The sequence below is a fragment of the Pacificitalea manganoxidans genome, from assembly GCF_002504165.1.
GTDB lineage: Bacteria > Pseudomonadota > Alphaproteobacteria > Rhodobacterales > Rhodobacteraceae > Pacificitalea > Pacificitalea manganoxidans.
This window is the reverse complement of the sequence record NZ_CP021404.1, coordinates 3,169,361-3,190,345: the sequence shown is the minus strand read 5'-3', so window position 1 is coordinate 3,190,345 and position 20,985 is coordinate 3,169,361. Positions and strand designations below refer to the sequence as shown.

17 protein-coding genes are annotated in these 20,985 nt (G+C 64.8%); 11 read left to right on the top strand and 6 right to left on the bottom strand.

What is annotated here, in order from left to right:
- The first annotated feature begins 130 nt into the window (after nucleotides 1-130).
- Nucleotides 131-913 carry a sulfite exporter TauE/SafE family protein gene (locus tag CBW24_RS14630; RefSeq protein ID WP_088662759.1) on the top strand — a complete coding sequence of 261 codons (783 nt, stop codon included), beginning with the start codon at nucleotides 131-133 and terminating at the stop codon, nucleotides 911-913.
- A gap of 60 nt (nucleotides 914-973) precedes the next feature.
- Here CBW24_RS14630 and CBW24_RS14625 read toward each other — a convergent pair whose 3' ends face one another.
- The gene (locus tag CBW24_RS14625; RefSeq protein ID WP_097374000.1) at nucleotides 974-2,854 is read right to left on the bottom strand and encodes a PRC-barrel domain-containing protein; all 1,881 of its coding nucleotides are present in this window, start codon (nucleotides 2,852-2,854) and stop codon (nucleotides 974-976) included.
- A gap of 168 nt (nucleotides 2,855-3,022) precedes the next feature.
- Nucleotides 3,023-6,034 carry an isoleucine--tRNA ligase gene (ileS, locus tag CBW24_RS14620; protein WP_097373999.1) on the bottom strand — a complete coding sequence of 1,004 codons (3,012 nt, stop codon included), beginning with the start codon at nucleotides 6,032-6,034 and terminating at the stop codon, nucleotides 3,023-3,025.
- Between the two features lie 450 nt (nucleotides 6,035-6,484).
- Here ileS and proC point away from each other — a divergent pair, with 450 nt between their 5' ends.
- The 4 genes from proC to CBW24_RS14595 are packed head-to-tail and all read left to right on the top strand — an operon-like array spanning nucleotide 6,485 to nucleotide 9,350.
- Nucleotides 6,485-7,300, top strand: a complete 816-nt coding sequence (proC, locus tag CBW24_RS14610; protein WP_097373997.1) for a pyrroline-5-carboxylate reductase — start codon at nucleotides 6,485-6,487, stop codon at nucleotides 7,298-7,300.
- Nucleotides 7,297-7,656: a tRNA-binding protein gene (locus CBW24_RS14605; protein ID WP_097373996.1), complete on the top strand. Its 360-nt coding sequence runs from the start codon at nucleotides 7,297-7,299 to the stop codon at nucleotides 7,654-7,656. The genes proC and CBW24_RS14605 overlap by 4 nt, the downstream gene beginning before the upstream one ends.
- Nucleotides 7,656-8,609 (top strand): 2-hydroxyacid dehydrogenase, encoded by a 954-nt coding sequence (locus CBW24_RS14600; protein ID WP_097373995.1) that lies wholly within the window; start codon nucleotides 7,656-7,658, stop codon nucleotides 8,607-8,609. Before CBW24_RS14605 ends, CBW24_RS14600 begins: the two co-directional genes overlap by 1 nt.
- A gap of 54 nt (nucleotides 8,610-8,663) precedes the next feature.
- On the top strand, nucleotides 8,664-9,350 hold the full coding sequence (locus CBW24_RS14595; RefSeq protein WP_097374261.1) for a CDP-alcohol phosphatidyltransferase family protein: 687 nt from the start codon (nucleotides 8,664-8,666) through the stop codon (nucleotides 9,348-9,350).
- A 39-nt stretch (nucleotides 9,351-9,389) separates the two neighbouring features.
- Here CBW24_RS14595 and CBW24_RS14590 read toward each other — a convergent pair whose 3' ends face one another.
- The 3 genes from CBW24_RS14590 to CBW24_RS14580 are packed head-to-tail and all read right to left on the bottom strand — an operon-like array spanning nucleotide 9,390 to nucleotide 13,563.
- A complete protein-coding gene (locus CBW24_RS14590; protein ID WP_097373994.1) occupies nucleotides 9,390-11,603 on the bottom strand; it encodes a hybrid sensor histidine kinase/response regulator in 2,214 nt (737 codons plus the stop codon).
- Nucleotides 11,600-12,829, bottom strand: coding sequence for an FIST N-terminal domain-containing protein (locus CBW24_RS14585; RefSeq protein WP_232529847.1), 1,230 nt, complete (start codon nucleotides 12,827-12,829; stop codon nucleotides 11,600-11,602). Before CBW24_RS14585 ends, CBW24_RS14590 begins: the two co-directional genes overlap by 4 nt.
- 50 nt (nucleotides 12,830-12,879) lie before the next feature.
- On the bottom strand, nucleotides 12,880-13,563 hold the full coding sequence (locus CBW24_RS14580; RefSeq protein WP_088662750.1) for a response regulator: 684 nt from the start codon (nucleotides 13,561-13,563) through the stop codon (nucleotides 12,880-12,882).
- 218 nt (nucleotides 13,564-13,781) lie between these two features.
- Between CBW24_RS14580 and CBW24_RS14575 the strand changes: the two genes are divergently transcribed.
- The 4 genes from CBW24_RS14575 to CBW24_RS14560 all read left to right on the top strand — a co-directional run bounded on the left by CBW24_RS14575 (nucleotide 13,782) and on the right by CBW24_RS14560 (nucleotide 18,234).
- Complete coding sequence (locus CBW24_RS14575; protein ID WP_097373992.1) at nucleotides 13,782-14,324, top strand: SRPBCC family protein; 543 nt, start codon at nucleotides 13,782-13,784, stop codon at nucleotides 14,322-14,324.
- 87 nt (nucleotides 14,325-14,411) lie between these two features.
- Entirely contained in the window at nucleotides 14,412-14,897 is a 486-nt protein-coding gene (locus CBW24_RS14570; protein WP_088662748.1) for a (2Fe-2S)-binding protein, read from the top strand.
- Between the two features lie 114 nt (nucleotides 14,898-15,011).
- Nucleotides 15,012-17,378, top strand: coding sequence for a xanthine dehydrogenase family protein molybdopterin-binding subunit (locus tag CBW24_RS14565; RefSeq protein WP_097373991.1), 2,367 nt, complete (start codon nucleotides 15,012-15,014; stop codon nucleotides 17,376-17,378).
- A 67-nt stretch (nucleotides 17,379-17,445) separates the two neighbouring features.
- Entirely contained in the window at nucleotides 17,446-18,234 is a 789-nt protein-coding gene (locus tag CBW24_RS14560; protein ID WP_097373990.1) for an FAD binding domain-containing protein, read from the top strand.
- A 263-nt stretch (nucleotides 18,235-18,497) separates the two neighbouring features.
- On the opposite strand, the gene CBW24_RS14555 is transcribed toward CBW24_RS14560, so the two are convergent.
- Complete coding sequence (locus tag CBW24_RS14555) at nucleotides 18,498-19,262, bottom strand: alpha/beta fold hydrolase (RefSeq protein WP_097373989.1); 765 nt, start codon at nucleotides 19,260-19,262, stop codon at nucleotides 18,498-18,500.
- A 125-nt stretch (nucleotides 19,263-19,387) separates the two neighbouring features.
- Here CBW24_RS14555 and CBW24_RS14550 point away from each other — a divergent pair, with 125 nt between their 5' ends.
- Both CBW24_RS14550 and CBW24_RS14545 read left to right on the top strand, forming a co-directional pair.
- Nucleotides 19,388-19,762 (top strand): hypothetical protein, encoded by a 375-nt coding sequence (locus CBW24_RS14550; protein ID WP_097373988.1) that lies wholly within the window; start codon nucleotides 19,388-19,390, stop codon nucleotides 19,760-19,762.
- Between the two features lie 93 nt (nucleotides 19,763-19,855).
- Complete coding sequence (locus CBW24_RS14545) at nucleotides 19,856-20,980, top strand: hypothetical protein (protein ID WP_097373987.1); 1,125 nt, start codon at nucleotides 19,856-19,858, stop codon at nucleotides 20,978-20,980.
- Nucleotides 20,981-20,985: the final 5 nt, after the last annotated feature.

Below are 20,985 nucleotides of genomic sequence, written 5' to 3'. Positions count from 1 at the left end.
ACATAGAGCCTTCGCAGGTGCAGCGCAATAATAATTCAAAAAATTACTTCACAATGAACTATAGTGACTTTGCCGTTTGCCGGGCATAATTCTACATGCGGCGGCGGATCGGCTGTTATATGCCCTTGGCATGACCTCATTTTTCGACGCTGCCCTGAATGGGCTGGACCCCGTTACCTTTGTGTTTGCCCTCGCGATCGGCTTGCTGGCCGGGTTTGTGAAGGGGGCTGTCGGCTTCGCGATGCCGATGATCCTGATCTCAGGTCTGGGGAGCATCCTGCCTGCCGAATTGGCCTTGGCGGCACTGATTCTGCCGACATTGGTGACCAATGGCATGCAGGCATTGCGGCAGGGCACGGGCGCGGCATTGGCCTCGGCTCGTCGGTTTTGGCTGTTTTTGCTGATCTGCGGGGTGTTCTTGCTGGGATCGGCACAATTGGTGCGCGTCCTCAGCACGGAAGCTTTGTTCATGCTGATCGGCGTGCCCATCGTCGGTTTCGCTGTGCTGCAACTGGCGGGCTGGAGGCTGCGCCTGACCGTGACTCAGCGACGCCCGGCGGAGCTTATCATGGGGGCGATGGCCGGGTTCGTGGGCGGGCTGTCTGGTGTATGGGGGCCTCCGACGGTGGCCTACCTGACCGCAATTGACACGCCCAAGCAGGAACAGATCCGGGTGCAGGGCGTCGTCTATGGCGTCGGATCCGTGCTGCTGCTGCTGGCGCATTTGCGAACCGGCGTGCTGACCGCCCAGACGCTTCCGCTGTCGGTGCTGATGCTGGCGCCAGCGCTGGGGGGCATGGTGATCGGGCAGATGCTGCAAGACCGTCTGGATCAGGAAAAATTCCGCAAGATCACATTGCTGGTGCTGGCGATTGCAGGGCTAAACCTGATCCGTCGCAGCCTGATGAGCTGACATCCGAAACGAAAACGGGCGGCCCGAAGGCCACCCGCATCGTAACGATCAAAGCGTCGATCAGTTCAGTTGCACAGAGGCGTCGTCTGCCAGTGCCTGATCGTCGTTGAACTCGAAATCACCGGCTTCTTCGATGTCGTCTTCAGTCAGCGACTGCAGCACAAGGCGATCACCGTCCATGCTCACCCGCGACATCGGCACAGCGACCTGATCTTCGCCAAGACCCAAGAACCCACCTTCGGAGATGACGAGCATCTGGGTGCCGTTCACTTCGACGATGGCATCAGGGTTGCCCAGATCTTCGCCGTCTTCGGTGTAGACCTCCATCGCGAGGATATCGGCGACGGTCACAGCGGCGCCTGCGGTAGCGGCCTGCTCGGGTTCGGCGGGCTGCTCGGCTGCTGCGTCGGTCTGTTCGCCTTCGGCAGCGGGCTGCGCGTCAGCGGCGGCTGCATCGGCTTCGCCTTCGGCGACTGCGGCGTCAGCGGCAGGGGTTTCGTTGCCCTCGGCTGCGGCTTGGTCCTGACCCGCACGACGCTGTTCGCGTTCTTCGGCGGTCTCGAACTGCACCGTGGGCTCGCCCACGTTGTTGATCTCGACACGCGGTTCCTGCGCGAAGTTCACCGTCACGTTCGGCTCGGCGGCCTGATAGTTGATCACCGGCTCGGCGGTCGAGATGGTGACATTCGGCTCACCTTCCGCTTCGGTGATCGTCACCTCGGGTTCGCCCGCTGCGATGTTCACGTCGCTTTCGGCTGAGCCACCTTCGGCAGTTGCCGTCGCAGTGTCGCTGTCGGCGGTTGCGGCGTCAGCGTCGGCATCCGCAGCGGTCGCGTCGGCATCGGCATCGGCGGTTTCACCCGCGTCGAGATCCAGCGCGAGGGTCGGCTCGCCCTGCGTGACGGATACGCGCGGTTCCGGCTGGCTGACCTCGACCTGCGGATCGCCGCTGGACACTTCGACGGTCGGTTCCGCCGTCTGGATGTAAAGCGTCGGGGCCGGGATATCGACGCGCACGATGATCTCGGGGATCTGGACGTCGACGGTGGCCTGTTCCTGACGCAGTTCGATCTCGGTCGCCTGCTCGGTGACGGAGACTTCGGGCTGGGACTTCGTGACGTTGACCTGAGCGGAATCGAGTTCGACGTCGACCTGCGGCGTCGGCACGATCATGCGGGCCTGACCTTCGATACGGGTCTCTTCTTCGACCTGCGCGGTGGCGCTTTCCTGCGTTTCGGTATCGACTTCGACAGTTTCGGTTTCCGTTTCCGTCGTGTCGGTCTCGACTTCGGCATCTGCGGTTTCCGCGTCGGCCTCCACAGCATCTGTGGTCTCCGTGTCAGCGGACTGACCTGCGGTCAGCGCTGCGGGTGCGGTATCGGTGGCCTCGGGCGTGTCCGTTTCGGCATCTGCGTCAGCGGTCACATCAGCATCGGCAGCGTCTGCATCGACATCTGCCTCGGCGGTGTCGGCTTCGGGTGTCGCGGCGGCGTCAACTTCGGTCTCGGCTGCGGCATCCGTTTCGGCAGGTGCGGCATCGGTGGCCGTGTCGGTGTCAACTTCGGCGTCCGCCTCGGTATCCGCTGCGGCGGCGTCGGGGGCTTCGGCGTCGGCGTCGGCCTCGGCGGTGCCGCTCAGCGTCGCCATCTGCTCATCGCTCAGTTCGACTTCGGCGTCGTCATCGGCAAAGGTCTGGGCAAAGGTGCCGCAATCCTCAGCGGAATTGGAGTTGAGCGCGTCCAGAATATTATTGGCTTCGTCCTCGGGCACCGTATTGCCCATTTGGTCGATCACATCGACGAGGATCTGGCATTCTTCGGCAAGGCCGGTGACCTGGTCTTGCTCGATCTCCAGCCGGGTCTGCGCATGGGCTGCGCCAGCCAAGCTGAGCGTCAGCGCGGTGGAGACCAGCACCCCATTTCCGATAAGTCTGCGTTGCATCGAACTCTCCCAGTTTTGAAAATATGTGTCCTGCCCACAACGCGACCCCGCGTTGGCTGTTCCAAAAAGAATCGCGGGACAGGCCCGCCAAACGCAAAACGCCGCGATCCGGGATGCGGATCGCGGCGCGAGGGCCGGGACAGGCCCAGCCGGGTCTATGGGGTGGGGTCAGTCCAGCGCGGCGTCGCAGCGTGCGCAGGTGGCAGGATGCGTGTGATCGCCCACATCGGGGAGGATTTTCCAACAGCGCTGGCACTTGTCACCCGAGGCTTCGGCGAAGACGACCGCGATGCCGGGGATTTCCGGGAGGCGGAAAGCGCCGTCGGGCGCCGGTGCGCCGGATACCTCGATCGCGGAGGTGATGCAGATATCCGCAAAGGGCACCGTTTCTAGTGCGGCCCGCAGGCTGTTATCTTCCACATGAACAATCGGAGCGGCCTCCAGCGAAGCGCCGATCACCTTATCCCGGCGCTGAACCTCCAGCGCGGCGGTGACCACACGGCGGGCCTGACGGATGCCCGCCCATTTCGCGGCCAGCGCCTCATCCCGCCATGCGGTGGGCGTGTCGGGGAAATCGACAAGGTGAACCGAGCTGTCTTCACCGGGGAAGCGCTCCAGCCAGACTTCTTCCATCGTGAAGACAAGGATCGGCGCAAGCCACGTCGTCAGCCGGTGGTAAAGCAGATCCAGCACGGTCAGCGCGGCGCGGCGGCCAAGGCTGTCCTCGGGATCGCAGTAAAGCGTGTCCTTGCGGATGTCGAAATAGACGCTCGACAGGTCCACGGTGGCGAAGTTGAAGAGCGCCTGAAACACCCCTTGGAAGTCATAGGCGGCATAGCCTTCGCGGACCTTGGCATCCAGTTCCGCCAGCCGGTGCAGAACCCAGCGCTCCAGCTCGGGCATCTGCGCCGGTTCAACGGCATTTGCCGCGGTGAACCCATGCAGGTTGCCCAGCATGAACCGCATGGTGTTGCGCAGGCGGCGGTAGCTGTCAGCGACGCCTTTCAGGATCTCCGGGCCGATGCGCTGATCGCTAGTGTAATCGGTCTGCGCCACCCAGAGTCGCAGGATGTCCGCACCGTATTGCTTGACCACATCGTCGGGCGCGATTGTGTTGCCCAGCGATTTGGACATCTTGTTGCCCTTCTCGTCGAGCGTGAACCCGTGGGTCAGCACACCGCGATAAGGGGCACGGCCCTTGGTGCCGCAGGCCTGCAACATCGAGGAATGGAACCAGCCGCGATGCTGGTCGGTGCCTTCGAGGTAGAGATCGGCAATGCCATCGGCGGCGCCGTCTTCGCGGTCGCGCAGCACGAAGGCATGGGTGGAGCCGCTGTCAAACCACACGTCGAGAATGTCGAAGACCTGATCCCACTCGTCAGGGGCATATTCGTCGCCGAGGAAACGCTCTTTCGCCCCCGGTTTATACCACGCATCCGCGCCTTCTTCCTCAAACGCCGCGCAGATCCGCGCGTTCACGGCCTCGTCGCGCAGGAGGAAGTCGGGATCGGTGGGCAAGCTGCCTTTGCGGGTGAAACAGGTGAGCGGCACGCCCCATGCGCGCTGACGGGACAACACCCAGTCGGGGCGCCCTTCCATCATCGAATGCAGGCGGTTGCGGCCCGCCTGCGGGGTCCACGCCACCTGATCGATGCAGGTCAGCGCCCGTTCGCGGATGGTCTTGCCGTTCTGGTTCTGCCCGTCGCCCACGGGGCGGTCGATGGCGGCGAACCACTGCGGCGTATTGCGGAAGATCACTGGCGCCTTGGACCGCCACGAATGCGGATAGCTGTGCTTGATCTTGCCGCGCGCCATCAGGCCCCCGACGGACGTGAGCTTGTCGATCACCGCCTTGTTGGCATCGCCTTCGCCGCCCTTGCGATTGAGGATGTACTTGCCGCCGAAGAAGGGCAGATCGGCGCGGAAGCCGCCATCGTCCATCACGTTATAGGTGATGACCTGCTCCAGCATGCCCAGATCGCGGTAAAGCTCGTATTCCTCCATCCCGTGGGAGGGCGCGCAATGGACAAAGCCGGTGCCTTCTTCGTCGGTGACGAAATCGGCGGCGCGGAAATCGCGGGGCGCGTCCCATTCGCCATTCGCGCCTTCGGCGCCGGCCAGCGGGTGGTGCAGGGTCATACGCGACAGTTGTTCGGCGCTGACATCGCTCACGCGGCGATACTGGCCCTCGGACAGGCGCGCGCGCTCGAAGGTGCGCGCGGCCAGCTTATCGGCAAGGATGTAGCGTTCGCCCACGGCAAGCCAGCATTCGTCGGGCGTTCCGGTCACCTCATAAAGCCCGTAGTCATAATCCGCACCGTAAACCACGGCCTTGTTGGACGGGATGGTCCACGGCGTGGTGGTCCAGATCACGACATGCGCGCCCACGAACTTCTCCGCCGTGGCGGTCAGCGCCTTCAGCACCGCTTCGCGATCCTCGTCGGACTCTTCCTCGAAGGAGCGATCATCCTCGGGCGAGCCGAAATCGCTGACGCGGAATTTCACCCAGATGGTGAAGCTTTCCTTGTCGTGATACTCGACCTCGGCCTCGGCCAGTGCGGTTTTTTCGACCGGCGACCACATGACGGGTTTCGAGCCCTGATAGAGCGTGCCGGTCATGAGGAATTTCTGGAACTCCGCCGCGATCACCGCCTCGGCGTGGAAATTCATCGTCAGGTAGGGATCGGCCCAGTTGCCGGTGATGCCCAGACGCTTGAATTCCTCGCGCTGGACGTTGATCCAGCCTTCGGCAAAGCGGCGGCATTCCTGACGGAAGTCGATCACGTCGACCTCGTCCTTGTTGCGGCCCTTCTTGCGATACTGCTCCTCGATTTTCCATTCGATAGGCAGTCCATGGCAATCCCAGCCCGGCACATAGCGCGCGTCGCGGCCCATCATCTGCTGGCTGCGCACGACCATGTCCTTGATCGTCTTGTTCAGGGCGTGACCGATATGCAAATGCCCGTTGGCATAGGGCGGGCCGTCATGCAGCACGAAGGGGGTGCGGTCGCCTGCCTGTGCGCGCAGGCGGTCATAAACGCCAAGCCGGGCCCAACGGTCGAGCCATTCGGGCTCGCGCTTGGGCAGACCGGCGCGCATCGGAAAGTCGGTTTCCGGAAGCGTCAGCGTGTCTTTGTAATCGGGGGCGGCGGTGTCGGTGTTGGGCGTGTCGGCGCACATGGGCGGCGGTCCTCGGAGATAGGTCGTTAGATCGGGCGGCGGCGGTCGGATGCGGCGGTCGATGCAGGGCCGTGCAAGGCAGGAACATGCGGGGCAGGGGCGTGCAGTCGAAGCGCCGTGACCGGATCGCGGCATGGTGCAGGCGGCGCGGCGAAGCCATGCGCCTTGTCCCGGCGTCCCTGAGTCAGAACGCCGGGCCCGTAATTCGGGGCAGGGTCATCGCGGATTGGGCGCCACGCGCCACGACCCGGAACGGTATGCTGATCACGAAGCCGGACATGATGTGCGCCTTATAGGCGCCGCTCCGGAGCAGGTCCAGTGCCGGGCGTGTCGCGGGCAGGCGTCCGAGCGGCCCAAGGATCAGGGCCGGGCTCCGCGCTTGTGCCCGACGCGAGGGGCGTTAGTGTCCGGGGCAACGTGACAGACGATATCTTAGGGAAGGAGACCCCGATGGACATGGACAGCATCAGGGAGCGCGGGCTGGTTCTGCTCGGCTGCGGAAAAATGGGCTCGGCGATGCTGAAAGGCTGGCTCGCCGGAGGTTTGCCAAGCGCGTCTGTAACGGTGCTCGACCCCAAGCCGTCAGACTGGCTGCAAGGGATCGAAGGTCTGCGCCTGAATGCCGATCTGCCGGATAATCCCGCTCTGGTCCTGATCGCGGTGAAGCCGCAGATGATGGGCGATGCGCTGCCGCGGATCGCGGCTTTGGGCGGCGGCGGCACCCTGTTCGTTTCCGTCGCGGCGGGCACACCGATCGCGGCGTTTGAAAACGCGTTCGGTGCAGACAGCCCCATCATCCGGGCGATGCCCAACACCCCGGCAGCCGTCGGGCGCGGGATCACCGCCCTGATCGGCAATGCCAAGGCGGGCGAAGATCACATGGCGCTGGCCGAACGCCTGCTGTCAGCCGTGGGCGACGTGGTGCGGCTGGACAGCGAAGCGCAGATGGATGCGGTCACCGGCGTGTCCGGGTCCGGCCCGGCCTATGTGTTCCACCTGATCGAAGCGATGGCGGCGGCGGGCGAGGCCGAAGGGCTGGACCGGGAGCTGGCGCTGCGATTGGCGCGGGCCACCGTGTCGGGCGCGGGCGAATTGGCGCGCCTGTCCGAAGATCCGCCTTCGGTCCTGCGTGAAAACGTGACCTCGCCCAATGGCACGACGGCGGCCGCGCTTGAGGTCTTGATGGACGAGAACAGCGGACTGCCGCCCTTGATGGCACGCGCAATCCGCGCCGCAGCAGCCCGGTCGAAGGAGCTGTCGCAATGAGTGGGGCCAATGACATCGCCACGCAGATCGGCTTCGACGATTTCATGAAGGTTGATATCCGGGTCGGCACCATCACCCGCGCCGAACCCTACCCGGAGGCACGCAAGCCCGCGATAAAGCTGTGGGTCGATTTCGGAGGCGAGATCGGCGAGAAGAAAAGCTCCGCCCAGATCACCGCGCATTATGACCCCGAAACCCTGCCGGGCCGTCAGGTCGTGGCAGTAGTCAATTTCCCGCCGCGCCAGATTGGCAAGGTCATGTCGGAGGTTCTGGTGCTGGGCGTGCCGGACGCCAACGGCGAGGTCGTGTTGCTGGGCCCGTCGACCGAGGTGCCCGATGGCGGGAGGATGTTCTGATGCCGCGCATCCTAATTACCCGCGCCATGCCCGACAGGGTGCTGGAGCGCGCAAGGACATTGGGCGAGGTCATCGTCGAGGATACGCCCGAAGGCGTGAGCCCGGATGCGGCCCGCGAAGCGCTGGCAGCCTATGACATCATCGTGCCGACGCTTGGCGACCGGTTTACGGCCGAGGCCTTCGCCGGGGGCGACGATCCGCGCTGCAAATTGCTGGCGAATTTCGGCATGGGCTATAACCATATCGATATTGCCGCCGCGCGTGACGCCGGGATCGCGGTGACCAACACTCCCGGCGCGGTCACCGATGCGACCGCGGATGTGGCGCTGATGCTGATGCTGATGGCCTGTCGCCGCGCGTCCGAGGGCGAGGCAATGGTGCGCGCGGGGCGCTGGCCGGGCTGGCAGCCGACGCAGCTTCTGGGTCTGCACATGACGGGCAAGCGGCTGGGCGTGATCGGCATGGGCAATATCGGGCAGGCGGTGGCGCGGCGCGCGCATTACGGTTTTGGCATGGAGGTGCTGTATCACAACCGCTCCGCCAAGCAGGTCGATTTCCCGGCGCAGCAGGTCGGGGATCTGCACGAGATGCTGGGGCAGGTCGATGTGGTGGTGGTCGCGGTGCCTGCCTCGCCCGCGACGCGGCACCTGATCGACGCGGCGGCGCTGGCGGCGATGCATCCGCATGCGCGGCTGGTCAATATCGCCCGCGGTGACATTGTTGATGAGACTGCGCTGATCGCGGCATTGCAGGGAGGCCGCTTGGGCGGTGCCGGGCTGGATGTCTACGAGCACGAACCTGAGGTGCCGCAGGCGCTGCGCGACATGCCCAACGTGTCGCTGCTGCCGCATCTGGGCACCTCCGCGCTGGAGGTGCGGGAAGCGATGGGGGCCGTGGCGCTCGATAATGTCGAGGCGCATCTGGCGGGGCGGGATTTGCCTAATGCGGTCTGACCCCGCACACCGCGTCATTGCTGAGGCCCCGTGACCGGCGCGGCGCTCAAAGCCATGCTCGTGCATCTGCTCACCGCCACGGGGGCGGTGTTTGCGATGCTTGCCCTGCTGGCGGCGACGGCTGGCGACTGGTCGCTGATGTTTCTCTGGCTGGTGGTGGCCTTTGCCGTGGATGGGATCGATGGGCCGCTGGCGCGGCGCTACGACGTCAAAACGCATGCCCCGCTCTATGACGGGGTGCTGCTGGATCTGATCATCGACTACCTGACCTATGTGTTCATCCCGGCCTATGCCTTGTTCGCATCGGATCTTTTGCCGGGCTGGACTGGCTGGGTTGCGATCATCCTCATCACGTTCGGCAGTGTGATCTATTTCGCGGATACCCGGATGAAGACGCGGGACAATTCGTTTCTGGGCTTTCCCGGGTGCTGGAACATGGTGGTGTTGGTGCTGTTCGCGATCCGCCCGGATTTCTGGATCTCATTGGGGATCGTGGCAGTGCTGGCGGTGGCGATGTTCCTGCCGCTGAAATTCATTCACCCCGTGCGCACCCGGCGCTGGCGGGCGCTGTCGCTGCCGGTGGCGCTGGCATGGACCGGGTTTGCGGCTTGGGCGGCGTGGCATGGGTTCGATCCCGAAAGCTGGGCGCATTGGGGGCTGGTGGTCAGCTCGGTCTACCTGCTGGGCGTGGGTGTGGTGCAGCAGCTTCTTCCCGCGCGCGAAACCGGGACGGGCCGTTAGGAATACGTGGTGCGCCGCGGCGTGCAGTCCGCGCCTCGATCAGCCGCGGACCTGCGCCGCGGCCTCGATCAGGAAGCGCTCCAGCGCGGCGGTGTTCAGCGGCTTTTGCAGCAATTCCACCCCCCGCGTGGCGCAGCCCTGCTGCAGCGCGGGGGAACGGTCCGCAGAAATCACGCGGGCGGGCAGGGCCCCGTAGCGCGCCCGGATCGCATCCAGCAGATCCAGCCCATTGCCGCCCTCGCCCAGTTGATAGTCAAGCAGCAGTGCATCAGGCGTGATTTCGATTTCTTCCAATAGGGACAGCGCGGTGCGGGGGTCTTCGACATCGAGCACGGAGACGCCCCATTTTTCCATCAGCAGGCTTAGCGCGCGGCGCAGGTCCAGATCGTTTTCGACCAGCAGCACGATCAAACCGGCATCCTGTAGCAGGCGCGGCCCGGAGCGGCCCGGCACCTGATGCGGCTCCCGGCCGGTGGCGGTGCTGAGCGGCAGGCTGACGAAAAACCCGGTGCCGGTGCCGGGCTCCGACCACATGCCCAAAGGATGCCCCAGCCGGGCACAGGCGCGTTCCACGATGGCAAGACCCAGCCCCATCCCTTCGGAGGCTGAGGCGCGGTTGCCCAATCGGTGGAACTCTTGAAAAATCATGTCCTGATCCGCCTCGGCGATGCCGGGCCCGGTATCCCAAACCTCGATCCGCAGCCCGCCATTGGCGCGTCGGGCACCGACCAGAACCCGCCCCGTTTCGGTATAGCGGATGGCGTTGCCGATCAGGTTTTGCAGAATGCGCCGCAGGAACGAAGCATCGCTTTCGACCACTGCGGCGCTGGGCACGATGCGCAGGTCCAGACCCTTTTGCGCGGCAAGCGGCTGCAATTCGTGCTGAAGCGGCGTCAGGATATCCATCAGCCGAACGGCGGCGATATCGAATGCGGCACGGCCACTTTCCAGTTTGGAAATGTCGAGCAGCGCGTCGAGGATCTGTTCGACGGATACCAGCGCGCTTTCGGCCTTGGCCAGCACGGCCAGATCAGCGGCAGGCCGGTCGCCTTCGGCCAGAGAGGAAACGTAGAGCTTTGCCGCCGAAAGCGGTTGCAGCAGGTCATGGCTGGCGGCGGCGACAAAGCGGCTTTTGGAGGCATTGGCCCGTTCGGCGGCGGCGAGCGCATCCTCCAGTTCCAGTGTGCGTTCCAGCACGCGCTGTTCCAGCAGGTCGTTGGCCTCGTGCAGCGCGCGGGCGGCGGCGCGTTCGGCGGACACGTCCGTAAACGAGATGACGAAGCCGCGATCTGGCATTTCCTGCGCAAAGGCCGCGAGCGTGGTGTGACTGCCCTGACGGATCTCGAACGATAGGGGCGGGCGGCCTGCAGGGCGGTGCGCCCAGTCGCGCAACGCCTCGGTGGACATATCGGCCTCGAACCCCTTTTCGGTGCCAAGCCGATCCATCAGCAGATCGAAGCTCGCCCCCAGTCGAAAGCGGGTGATGGGCACGGCAAGCAGCGGACCCACCTTCTGGTTCCACCCGACCAGCCGCGACTGGCTGTCGAAAATGCACACGCCCTGATTCATGTGGTCCAGCGTGGCGCGGATCATCTGCGCCTGCCGGTCGAGCAGCTTGGAGCGTTCTTCGCGTTCCAGCCGCATGATGTCTGTCACGTCGGTTTGCAACACAACCGTGCCGCCATTGCCGGTGCGGTGTTCGGACACCTGCAACCAGCGGTCCCAGATCAGCCGCACATTCAGCATGACGTGGTTTTCGGCATGCCGCTGGATGCGTCGCTCGGCCCAGCTTTCAGGAGTTTCACCTTCGGGCAGGGCAAGAAACCGGCTGCGTGACACCCGGCGGATATAGTCCTCAAAACTAAGACCGGGCTGCAGGGCAGGCACCACATCGGCCATCGGCTGACAGAAGCGGCTGTTGGACATGACCAGCAGCCCTTCGGGGGAAAACAACGCGAAGCCTTCGTTCACGGCCTCGATGGCATCGGCAAGGTCGCGGCGGGCACGTTCGGTTTCGCGGTTGGCGATGGCCAGTTCGGCGTTGGAATCGTGCAGCAGCGCCAGCGTGTGTTCCAGATCAAGCGTGCGCTGGCGGACCTGATCCTCCAGCAGCGCGGCACGCTCGAACTGCGCATAGGCCGCGCCGGACCGGTCGGTGTCCTGCTCCACCCGGTGCATCAGGGCGCTGGCAATGCGTAGAAGCTTCTCGTTCTGCCGCTCTAGGCTGTCGGTCGGGTCGATCAGATCGTTCATGGGAGGTCGACGGAGCGGACAGGCGCGGCGGTGCTCGCGGGATCGCCCGGCGGATCAGGGGCGAAAACGGCGACGCCGGTCAGCGTGTGATTGACATGCATCGCCCCCATCTGTTCGCCATAGGTGCCAAACCCGATGATGCGCGCCCCGGACAGGATCTGCGAAATGTCGCGGGTCATCTGTTTTTCGCCCGCCTCCAGCCGCCGGAGGATGCAGTCACAGGCAAGGATCGTTTCAGGGCGTTCCTCGGCGAACATCTCATCCAGTGTGCGCTGTAGATGGGTGGCCATGTTTTCAGGCTCCGCCAGCGTCAGCACCATGCCTTCGTCAATGGCGGAGAAGAAGATCAGCGATCCGTCCTCGGTCACCCGGCGGATCGCGCGGACATGGTGACGCCCGCCAAGCCGCACGACGACCGGATGCGCGGCAAAGGTGGAGGGCGTCAGGTGCGCCGGGTCATGGCCAAGCACGCGGGCATATTCCTGCGCGGCGGGTTCGGCATTGATCTGATGGACGATACGCGCGGTTGGGTCGGCCTCGGTCACCACCATGCGGCGGCGGGTGGGTTGCAGGTGATCGAGGCTGAACACCCGCACCCGGCAGGCGGAGCGCACCAGCGCCAGCAGCGCACCGTTTTTGTAGATCACCCCATTGCGCGAAACCAGCGCCTCGCCAAATCGCGCGCCATCACCGGCAGAGCCGCCAAACAGCGGCACCGGACCCAGCCCGGCGGCCATGGCGCCTGCGACCTCGTCCTCTTTCAGCGACATGCCGTCGATCATCAGGAAAGCAAATTCGTGCAGTTTGCGCGGGGCGTCCTCGGCATGGGCCACACGCGCCCGGATCACCCGGTCGATGGAGGGCTGGGGGTCGAAATCGGACAGTTCGTCGAACACAACGGTGCGGGTGCTGAACAGCGCGGCAGGGAACCCGGCGGCGACGATTTGCCCTTCGACATAGCCGGTCACGCCGATCTCGCCAGCGGTGGTGCAGGCCAGAACCTCTGCCCCCGGAAACGCCTGATGCGCCTCATGCGTGATACGGGCGAAATCGGCGTCGGGGCTGACAAACAACGTGACCATCGCGAACGGGCCGGGGCCGAGCCCACGTTTGAGCGCATGCACCGGATCGGGATCGGCAGCGTCGATCTGGGCGCTGCGCAGGGCTTGCGGCGCGCGCGGGTGCGTATCAGCGCGGTGGGGGGATGTGCCTTGCGCCAGCGTCAAGCGTCGGTGCCTCCTCATCGCGTCAGCTGCGACGCCGGGACGATGCGGGCTCAGACCGTGTTTGGCAAGACCCGCGCAAAGCTGGCCTCCTGAGCGATCAGCACCGCCTGCGTCCGGCTCTGCACGCCCAGTTTGCGCATGATGGCGGTGACATGGGCCTTCACCGTGGTTTCGGCGATCGACAGATCATAGGCGATCTGCTTGTTCAGCTTGCCCTCGCAGATCAGTTGCAGAATGCGGCCCTGCTGGTTGGTCAGACTGGCCAGCCGGGCGAGTGCATCGCTGCCGTCGTTGCGCGGACTGTCGATCTCGACATAGCTTTCGGGGGTGTAGGTGCCGCCTGACAGGATCGTATCGATCGCGGTGCGGAACACCTCGCGCTGGGAATATTTCGGCACGAACCCGGCGGCACCGGCGCGCAGGGCGTGGCTGATCATGCGGTTGTCGGCCATCGAAGAGACAACGACCACCGGCACACCGGGCGCGGCACTGCGCAGCCGTAACAACCCGTCCAGCCCGTTAACGTCAGGCAGGTTGAGGTCCAGCACGATCAGGTCCGGCATGCCGGCCTCCTCCAGCCGGGCCAGCGCGGTTTTCAGCAGATCGGCGGTATCGATGCGCGAAATGTCAGCCACTGATTTCAGGGTGAGCGTCAGCGCATCGCAAAACAGCGGATGATCGTCGATCACCAGCGCGCGCAGCGGCGATGTGCGAACGGGGGCGTGCTGCGGCATGGGCGCTCTCCTGCGGGTCGGGCGGTCAGGTTCCCCGAGCCTAGCACCGGGTCGGCACGGGGCGCATTGCCAAAAGGTCTTAGGCGCGGGACGTGCGGCGCGTCGCGTTGCAAGATTTCGGTTGCGCGGCCCCGGCGGTGGGCAGACCTTACACCCAAGGTCGCATATGCCGGTTGGGATTTGCGGATATTGTGAAGCCTGACGGAGAGGGAGAGATCATGGAACTTACCGACTCACGCGATATCAAGGCATCGCCCCGGGAGGTCTGGGAGGCGATCACCGATGCTCGGGTGCTCAAGGACTGCATTCCCGGCTGTCAGGAGCTGACCGGCTCCCCCGAGGAGGGGTTCGAGGCCGTGGTCACCCAAAAGGTCGGACCCGTGAAAGCGACGTTCAAAGGGCAGGTCACGATGACCGATATCGTGCCCGGCGAAAGCTGCACGATTTCCGGCGAGGGCAAGGGCGGCGCGGCAGGCTTTGCCAAGGGCGGCGCCAAGGTCAGGCTGGAGGAAACCCCCGAAGGCACGCGGCTCAGCTACGATGTCGAGGCCAAGGTTGGTGGCAAGCTGGCGCAGCTGGGATCGCGGCTGATCGACGGCTTTGCCAAGAAGATGGCAGATCAGTTTTTCGACCGCTTCAAGGCGCGGGTCGAGGGGGGCGGTGCCGAGGCCACCGATGCCGCCACACCGGAGCCGGAAGCCGCCGCTGCCGGGGAGGATGCATCCGAGAAAAAGGGTTGGCTCAACCGTCTGCGCGGCTGATCCCGACCATTTGCGCGCGGGCCAGACAGGGCTGCCGCGCTCCACAGACAGACCCAAATATCAGGCACATCTGGGAGGTTACAGAATATGACGTCAGTTACCATGACAGTGAACGGCAAACAGGTCTCGGGGGAGGTCGAGGGCCGCACCCTGCTGGTGCAGTTCCTGCGCGAAAGCCTGTCGCTCACCGGCACCCATGTAGGGTGCGACACGTCGCAATGCGGCGCCTGCGTCGTGCATGTGGACGGACTCGCCGTGAAGGCCTGCACCATGCTGGCGGGCGAGGCTGAGGGCCGCGAGATCACGACCATCGAGGGTATGGAAAACGCCGATGGATCGATGAACGTCATCCAGCAGGCATTTCAGGATCACCACGGGCTGCAATGCGGCTTCTGCACACCGGGCATGGTGATGTCGGCCTCGGCGCTGCTGGCCGACAATCCAAAGCCCTCCGAATCTGAGATCCGCGAGTATCTCGACGGCAATATCTGCCGCTGCACCGGCTACCACAACATCGTCAAAGCGATCCTCGCGGCCTCGGGCCAGCAGGTGAGCGCGGTCGCTGCCGAGTGACCCGGCCTGCCGGTCCCACCCCGCGTGAGGAGGCGCAGGGACGACCGGTTCTGACAGCTTGATTTTCAGCATTTGCAGGATGCGCTGGGCGCATCGCATACGAGGGAGGAATTCATGCCCAAAGATGGAGGCATCGGCGCCGCTACCAAGCGCCGCGAAGACGTCCGGTTCCTGACGGGCCGGGGTCGCTACACCGACGATATCAACCTGCACAACCAGACCTACGCGTATTTCCTGCGCTCCGAGGTTGCACATGGGCGGATCACCAGCCTCGACACCGCCGCGGCACAGGACATGCCCGGCGTGGTTCGGGTATTCACCGGCAAGGATTTCGAGGGCGTCGGCGGCATTCCCTGCGGCTGGCAGATCACCGACCGCTTCGGTGAGGTGATGCAGGAGCCCGCCCATCCGGTTCTGGCGCAGGGCAAGGTCCGGCATGTGGGCGACCCGATCGCTGTAGTGGTGGCGGAAAGCTTGGCGCAGGCCCGCGATGCCGCTGAGGCCATCGGGGTCGAGATCGAGGAACTCCCCGCCGTCATCGATATGAAAGCAGCGCTGCAAGACGGCGCGCCGAAGGTCCATGACGATCTGAAAAACAACCTCTGCTATGACTGGGGGTTCGTCGAGGACAATCGCGATGCGGTCGATGAGGCCATTCGCGGCGCGGCGCATGTCACGACGCTGGAACTGGTCAACAACCGGCTGATCGCCAACCCGATGGAGCCACGCGTGGCGGTGGGCGACTGGAACCCCGGCACCGACGACTACACGCTTTATACCACCTCGCAGAACCCGCATGTGATCCGGCTGCTGATGGGGGCCTTCGTGTTGGGCATCCCCGAGCATAAGCTGCGCGTGGTCGCCCCCGATGTGGGCGGCGGCTTCGGCACCAAGATTTTCCATTATGCCGAGGAGGCGTTTTGCACCTTTGCCGCGAAACAAGTGCGGCGTCCGGTGAAATGGACGTCGTCGCGGTCCGAGGCGTTCATGTCGGACGCCCATGGCCGCGATCACGTCACCAAGATCGAATTGGCGCTGGATGCCGATAACAACTTCGTCGCGCTGCGCACGGAAACCCACGCCAATATGGGCGCGTATCTGTCGACCTTTGCGCCTTCGGTGCCGACATGGCTGCATGGCACGCTGATGGCGGGCAACTACAAGACGCCGCTGATCTATGTGAACGTAAAGGCCGTGTTCACCAACACCGTGCCGGTCGATGCCTATCGCGGTGCGGGCCGGCCCGAGGCGACGTTCCAGATCGAGCGGGTGGTTGATAAAGCCGCGCGGGAGCTGGGCGTCGACCCGGTCGAGTTGCGGCGACAGAACTTCATCACCGAATTCCCCTATGCCACCCCGGTGGCGGTGGAATATGACACCGGCGATTATCACGCCACGATGGATAAGCTGCTGGAGATCGTTGATCGCGACAGTTTTGACGCGCGCGCCGAGGAAAGCCGGTCGCGTGGCAAGCTGCGTGGTCTGGGCATCGCGCATTACATCGAGGCGTGCGGCATCGCGCCGTCGAACCTTGTCGGGCAACTAGGCGCGCGCGCCGGGCTGTATGAAAGCGCGACGGTGCGGGTCAATGCCACCGGTTCGATCTCGGTCATGACGGGCAGTCACAGCCACGGGCAGGGGCACGAAACCGCGTTCCCGCAGGTGGTAGCCGACATGATCGGTATCGATGCCAGCCAGATCGACATCGTGCATGGCGACACGGCAAACACGCCGATGGGCATGGGCACCTATGGCTCGCGCTCGCTGGCGGTGGGCGGCTCTGCGATGGTGAAGGCCACGCAGAAGATCATCGACAAGGCCAAGAAAATCGCCGCGCATCTGCTGGAGGCGTCCGACAGCGATATCGAGCTGAAGGATGGCAAATTCTCCGTCGCGGGTACCGATAAATCAGTGGCTTGGGGGGATGTGACGCTGGCCGCCTATGTGCCGCATAACTACCCATTGGCAGATATGGAACCAGGGTTGGAGGAAACGGCGTTCTACGATCCCTCGAACTTCACCTACCCGTCCGGGGCCTATGCCTGCGAGGTAGAGGTCGATCCCGAAACCGGCAAGGTCACAGTGCTGGGCTTTGCCGCTGCCGACGACTTCGGCAATATCGTCAACCCGATGATTGTCGAAGGCCAAGTACAGGGCGGTCTGGCCCAAGGTATCGGACAGGCGCTGATGGAAGGTGCGGCCTATGACGAAAACGGCCAGCTTCTGACCGGGTCCTATATGGATTATGCGATGCCGCGCGCCGACGATGTGCCGATGTTCCAGGTCGATCATTCGTCCTGCACGCCGTGCACTCATAACCCGCTGGGCGTTAAGGGTTGCGGTGAGGCCGGGGCGATCGGTTCGCCGCCTGCGGTGGTCAACGCGGTGATCGACGCGCTGCATCGTGGCGGGCATACTGACGTGACCCATATCGACATGCCGCTGACGCCCTCGCGCGTGTGGCAGGCAATTCACGGCTGAGCGACAGTGGGGGCGCATGCGCGACTGCAGTGCCTGCGCCCCGACGCCCAACAACGGGAGAAACGAGATGTATGAATTCGAGCTGGTGAAACCCGCCACTGTCGCCGAGGCCGTGGCCGCACTGGACAGCGAGGATGCGCAGCCGCTTGCCGGCGGTCAGACCCTGCTGCCTACGATGAAGCAACGGTTGGCCATGCCGGAAAAGCTGGTCAGCCTGACGGGCATTGCCGAGATGAAAGGCGTGCGCCGCGAAGGGGACATGCTGGTGATCGGCGCGGGCACCACCCACGCCGCCGTGGCCCGTGAGGCGGCGGATGATTTCCCCGCATTGGCGGCGCTCGCCGCGCGGATCGGGGATCCGGCGGTGCGCAATCGCGGCACGATCGGCGGCAGCCTTGCCAATAACGATCCATCCGCCTGTTATCCGGCGGCGGTTCTGGGCACCGGGGCGACCATTGTAACCAACACCCGCGAAATCGCGGCGGACGACTATTTTCAGGGCATGTTCACCACCGCGCTGGAAGAGCACGAGATCATCACGGCGGTGAAGTTCCCCATCGCGCAGGCCGCGCGGTATGAGAAGTTCATTCAGCCTGCCTCCCGCTTCCCGCTGGTGGCGGTGTTCGTGGCCCGCTTCGCCGATCGCGTTCGCGTGGCAGTGACGGGCGCGTCCAACGATGGCGTATTTCGCTGGACCGAGGCCGAGGAGGCGCTAAGCGCGAACTTCTCTGCCGAGGCGGTTTCGAACCTGTCGGCGTCGGCAGAAGGCATGATCGCGGACCTGCATGGCACCGCCGCCTATCGTGCCCATCTCATCGGCGTCATGACCGGGCGGGCGGTGAAGTCGGCCGCCTGAGCCGCGATCCCGCCAATTCCAAAGGAAAGACGCGCCGGGCAGCCCGACGCGTCTTTTTTTCCGGTACGAGCAGGCATCCCCCGCGCCTCCCGGCTTTCGCTTAGGATGGGCCCTCGGCGGTGACACCGGGCAGGCCTGTCCCTGAATTCATCTGCTGCCCGAACGCGGCCGGGACCGACTGGTTCCCTGCCTCACGCGATATTCTTTGTAAACATCGCGGCACAGGGCCGGTCGCCGTGCCCAGCCCCAGAGGGGCCGCGCTGTCAGGCGGACAGGAACATGTCCACGGTCGCTTCGAAATCACGAGGTTTCTCCGCATGAAGCCAATGTCCGGTATCGGGCAGCTTGGCAAAGCGGGCCTGCGGGAACAGGGCGCGGATCGTGGCGCGATGCTCGGGCAGAACGTAGTCCGACAACTCCCCTGACAGAAAGAGCGCGGAGCCCTGAAATACGCCCTCAGTTCCCGGCCATCCGGTGATCTCATCCATGCACGCGTCGAGCACGTCTAGGTTCAGCCGCCAGCGCGGAGGGTCGGCCTTCAGGTCTAGCGATTGCAGCAGGAACGCACGGACGCGTTCATCCTCGATCAGGGCCGCGAGCCGTTCGTTCGCCTCGCCACGGGTCGTCACCGAAGTCAGATCCAGCCCCCGCATGGCATGCACCAGATGGCGCTGGCTGTGATTATAGGCGACAGGCGCGATGTCGGCGATGATTAGCCGCCGGATCAGATCGCCACGGGTCAGGGCCAGCTGCATCGCCGCCTTGCCGCCCATCGAATGGCCCAGCAGATCGGCATGACCGCCATGCGCCTCGATCACCTCGGCGATGTCATCGGCCATTTCGGGGTAGGTGTGGGTGTCGAACCGGGGGCTTTCGCCGTGGTTGCGCTGATCGACGGCGATGACCTGCCGCGTATCCGACAGCCGTTTGGCGATCACGTTGAAATTGCGCGCCGAGCCATAAAGCCCGTGCACGATCACCAGCGGGGGCGCGTCAGTGGGAGCGCCATGAACGAGAGTATTCAACATGGCCCTCGATCTAACGCGAAGCGCCCGCCCGCGCCAGCATTTGGCGATGCGTGAAAGCCTCAATCGGGCGTAGCGCGACACCTTGGATGTTTCGGCGCTCGGCGGGCAGCTTTAGGATCGGGGTCATGAAACAGCGCAGCCTACCCGATATCAATGCCGATCTGGCCGAGCTTCTCCGGCAGAAGCTCGGCATTCGGCGTGGCGTGACGCTGGAGGCAAAGCTTAACAAGGCCGGTCGGCTGCTGCCGCGCGCGGTGCGGCGTGAGGCGCGGTATCTGGCGTCGGCGGAAACCCGGTTTGCCCATCCGCGCCTGCGTCGGCAGATCGACCCGGTGCGGGTGATGAAGGCCGAACGGGCTATTCGCCGCCATTTGCAGGGGGTCGATCCCGGCCTGCGGCAGCGGCGGCTCTGGGGGGGGATCGCGGCTGGGCTGGCGTTCAACTTCCTGCTGATCGCGGGGGTCATCATCGCGTGGATGTGGAATACCGGTCGGCTATAGGCTGGATAGGTGCCTGCCTGCGCATTGCTGGACGCCACGGGCGGTTTCAGGGCACAACGGCGCAAGCGCAACAGCGACAGGTTTCCCCCAGCCGTGCCCAAACTGACCGATCCCGCCCCCGCCCCTGACGCCCCGCTGCTGGACGCCTCCGGCGCTGCGGTGTCGCTTTTGGGGTCCGGCATCAAGCGGCAGATCCGGGTGCCCGAAGCTGCACGCCCCCCCGAGTTCGACGCTCAGTATGACGCCGATACGCTGTGGTATGACGCCGTGCGGCAGGGCGAGGACGTGCTGCTGTTCTGCCCCAAGCTGTGGGACTTGGCGCGGCTGTTAAAGCGGGGGGAGATCACAGCCGACGGCGCGCCGGTGCAACTTCGCACGATCCGGTATCATCGCCGCCACGATGTAGCGCGACTGGCGGTGCCCCGCTCCGCGCATGGGCTTCGAATCGAGGCGGAGGGCTGGTCCGCCAGTTGCCCGATCTCCCCCGATCAGCGCGATCTTTTCGCGGGGCTCAACGCATCGCTGCATATCTCCCGCGACAATGCACCCGAATGGATCGTGGACTGGGCGCGCTGGCATAAGGCACGGCACGGGCTGCAGGCGATGGTGGTGATCGACAATGGCTCCACCGCCTATACGCCCGCCGAATTACTGGCCGCGCTCGCGCCCGTCGGGTTGACCCGCGCTGCGGTGCTGTCGTTGCCGCAGCCCTACGGCCCGGTCCGGGCCAAGCAAGGCGGCGGTGGCGCGAAGTTCCTGCAACCGGCGGCGCTGAACATCGTGCGCGCCCGGTTTTTGGGGCGCGCAAGGGCGGTGCTCAACGCCGATATTGATGAACTGGTCTGGAGCACGACAGGGTCGGTGTTCGACGCGGCGGTGGCCAGTCGGCTTGGCATGGTCAGTTTCGCCGGGCGCTGGACCTGCCCGCCAGGACAGGCGCAACCGCCGCTGCGCCACGCCGATCATGTCTGCTATATGGATCACCGCCCCTGTCCCACGAAATACTGCATCGTGCCGGAGGGGCCGCTTCGGTGGCTGAGTTGGGATGTGCACCGCCCCGAGCGCTTCCCGCTAGGCCGGTTCACCCGCCGCGAGGACATCGGGTATTTCCACTGCCGCGGCGTGACGACCAACTGGAAAAGCTACAACCGTCTGAAGGCCCGCGACGTGACGCCAGACCCGCATCTGGAGCAGATGCTGGCCGAGACCCTGGGCTAATGCCG

What these genes read in the sequence shown, in the direction of transcription:
- CBW24_RS14570 (WP_088662748.1), top strand. Translation starts at nt 14,412, where the DNA reads ATGACGTCAGTTACCATGACAGTGAACGGCAAACAGGTCTCGGGGGAG.
- CBW24_RS14595 (WP_097374261.1), top strand. Translation starts at nt 8,664, where the DNA reads ATGCTCGTGCATCTGCTCACCGCCACGGGGGCGGTGTTTGCGATGCTT.
- CBW24_RS14550 (WP_097373988.1), top strand. Translation starts at nt 19,388, where the DNA reads ATGAAACAGCGCAGCCTACCCGATATCAATGCCGATCTGGCCGAGCTT.
- CBW24_RS14605 (WP_097373996.1), top strand. Translation starts at nt 7,297, where the DNA reads ATGAGTGGGGCCAATGACATCGCCACGCAGATCGGCTTCGACGATTTC.
- CBW24_RS14590 (WP_097373994.1), bottom strand. Translation starts at nt 11,603, where the DNA reads ATGAACGATCTGATCGACCCGACCGACAGCCTAGAGCGGCAGAACGAG.
- CBW24_RS14630 (WP_088662759.1), top strand. Translation starts at nt 131, where the DNA reads ATGACCTCATTTTTCGACGCTGCCCTGAATGGGCTGGACCCCGTTACC.
- CBW24_RS14625 (WP_097374000.1), bottom strand. Translation starts at nt 2,854, where the DNA reads ATGCAACGCAGACTTATCGGAAATGGGGTGCTGGTCTCCACCGCGCTG.
- CBW24_RS14555 (WP_097373989.1), bottom strand. Translation starts at nt 19,262, where the DNA reads ATGTTGAATACTCTCGTTCATGGCGCTCCCACTGACGCGCCCCCGCTG.
- ileS (WP_097373999.1), bottom strand. Translation starts at nt 6,034, where the DNA reads ATGTGCGCCGACACGCCCAACACCGACACCGCCGCCCCCGATTACAAA.
- CBW24_RS14580 (WP_088662750.1), bottom strand. Translation starts at nt 13,563, where the DNA reads ATGCCGCAGCACGCCCCCGTTCGCACATCGCCGCTGCGCGCGCTGGTG.
- CBW24_RS14560 (WP_097373990.1), top strand. Translation starts at nt 17,446, where the DNA reads ATGTATGAATTCGAGCTGGTGAAACCCGCCACTGTCGCCGAGGCCGTG.
- proC (WP_097373997.1), top strand. Translation starts at nt 6,485, where the DNA reads ATGGACATGGACAGCATCAGGGAGCGCGGGCTGGTTCTGCTCGGCTGC.
- CBW24_RS14565 (WP_097373991.1), top strand. Translation starts at nt 15,012, where the DNA reads ATGCCCAAAGATGGAGGCATCGGCGCCGCTACCAAGCGCCGCGAAGAC.
- CBW24_RS14575 (WP_097373992.1), top strand. Translation starts at nt 13,782, where the DNA reads ATGGAACTTACCGACTCACGCGATATCAAGGCATCGCCCCGGGAGGTC.
- CBW24_RS14600 (WP_097373995.1), top strand. Translation starts at nt 7,656, where the DNA reads ATGCCGCGCATCCTAATTACCCGCGCCATGCCCGACAGGGTGCTGGAG.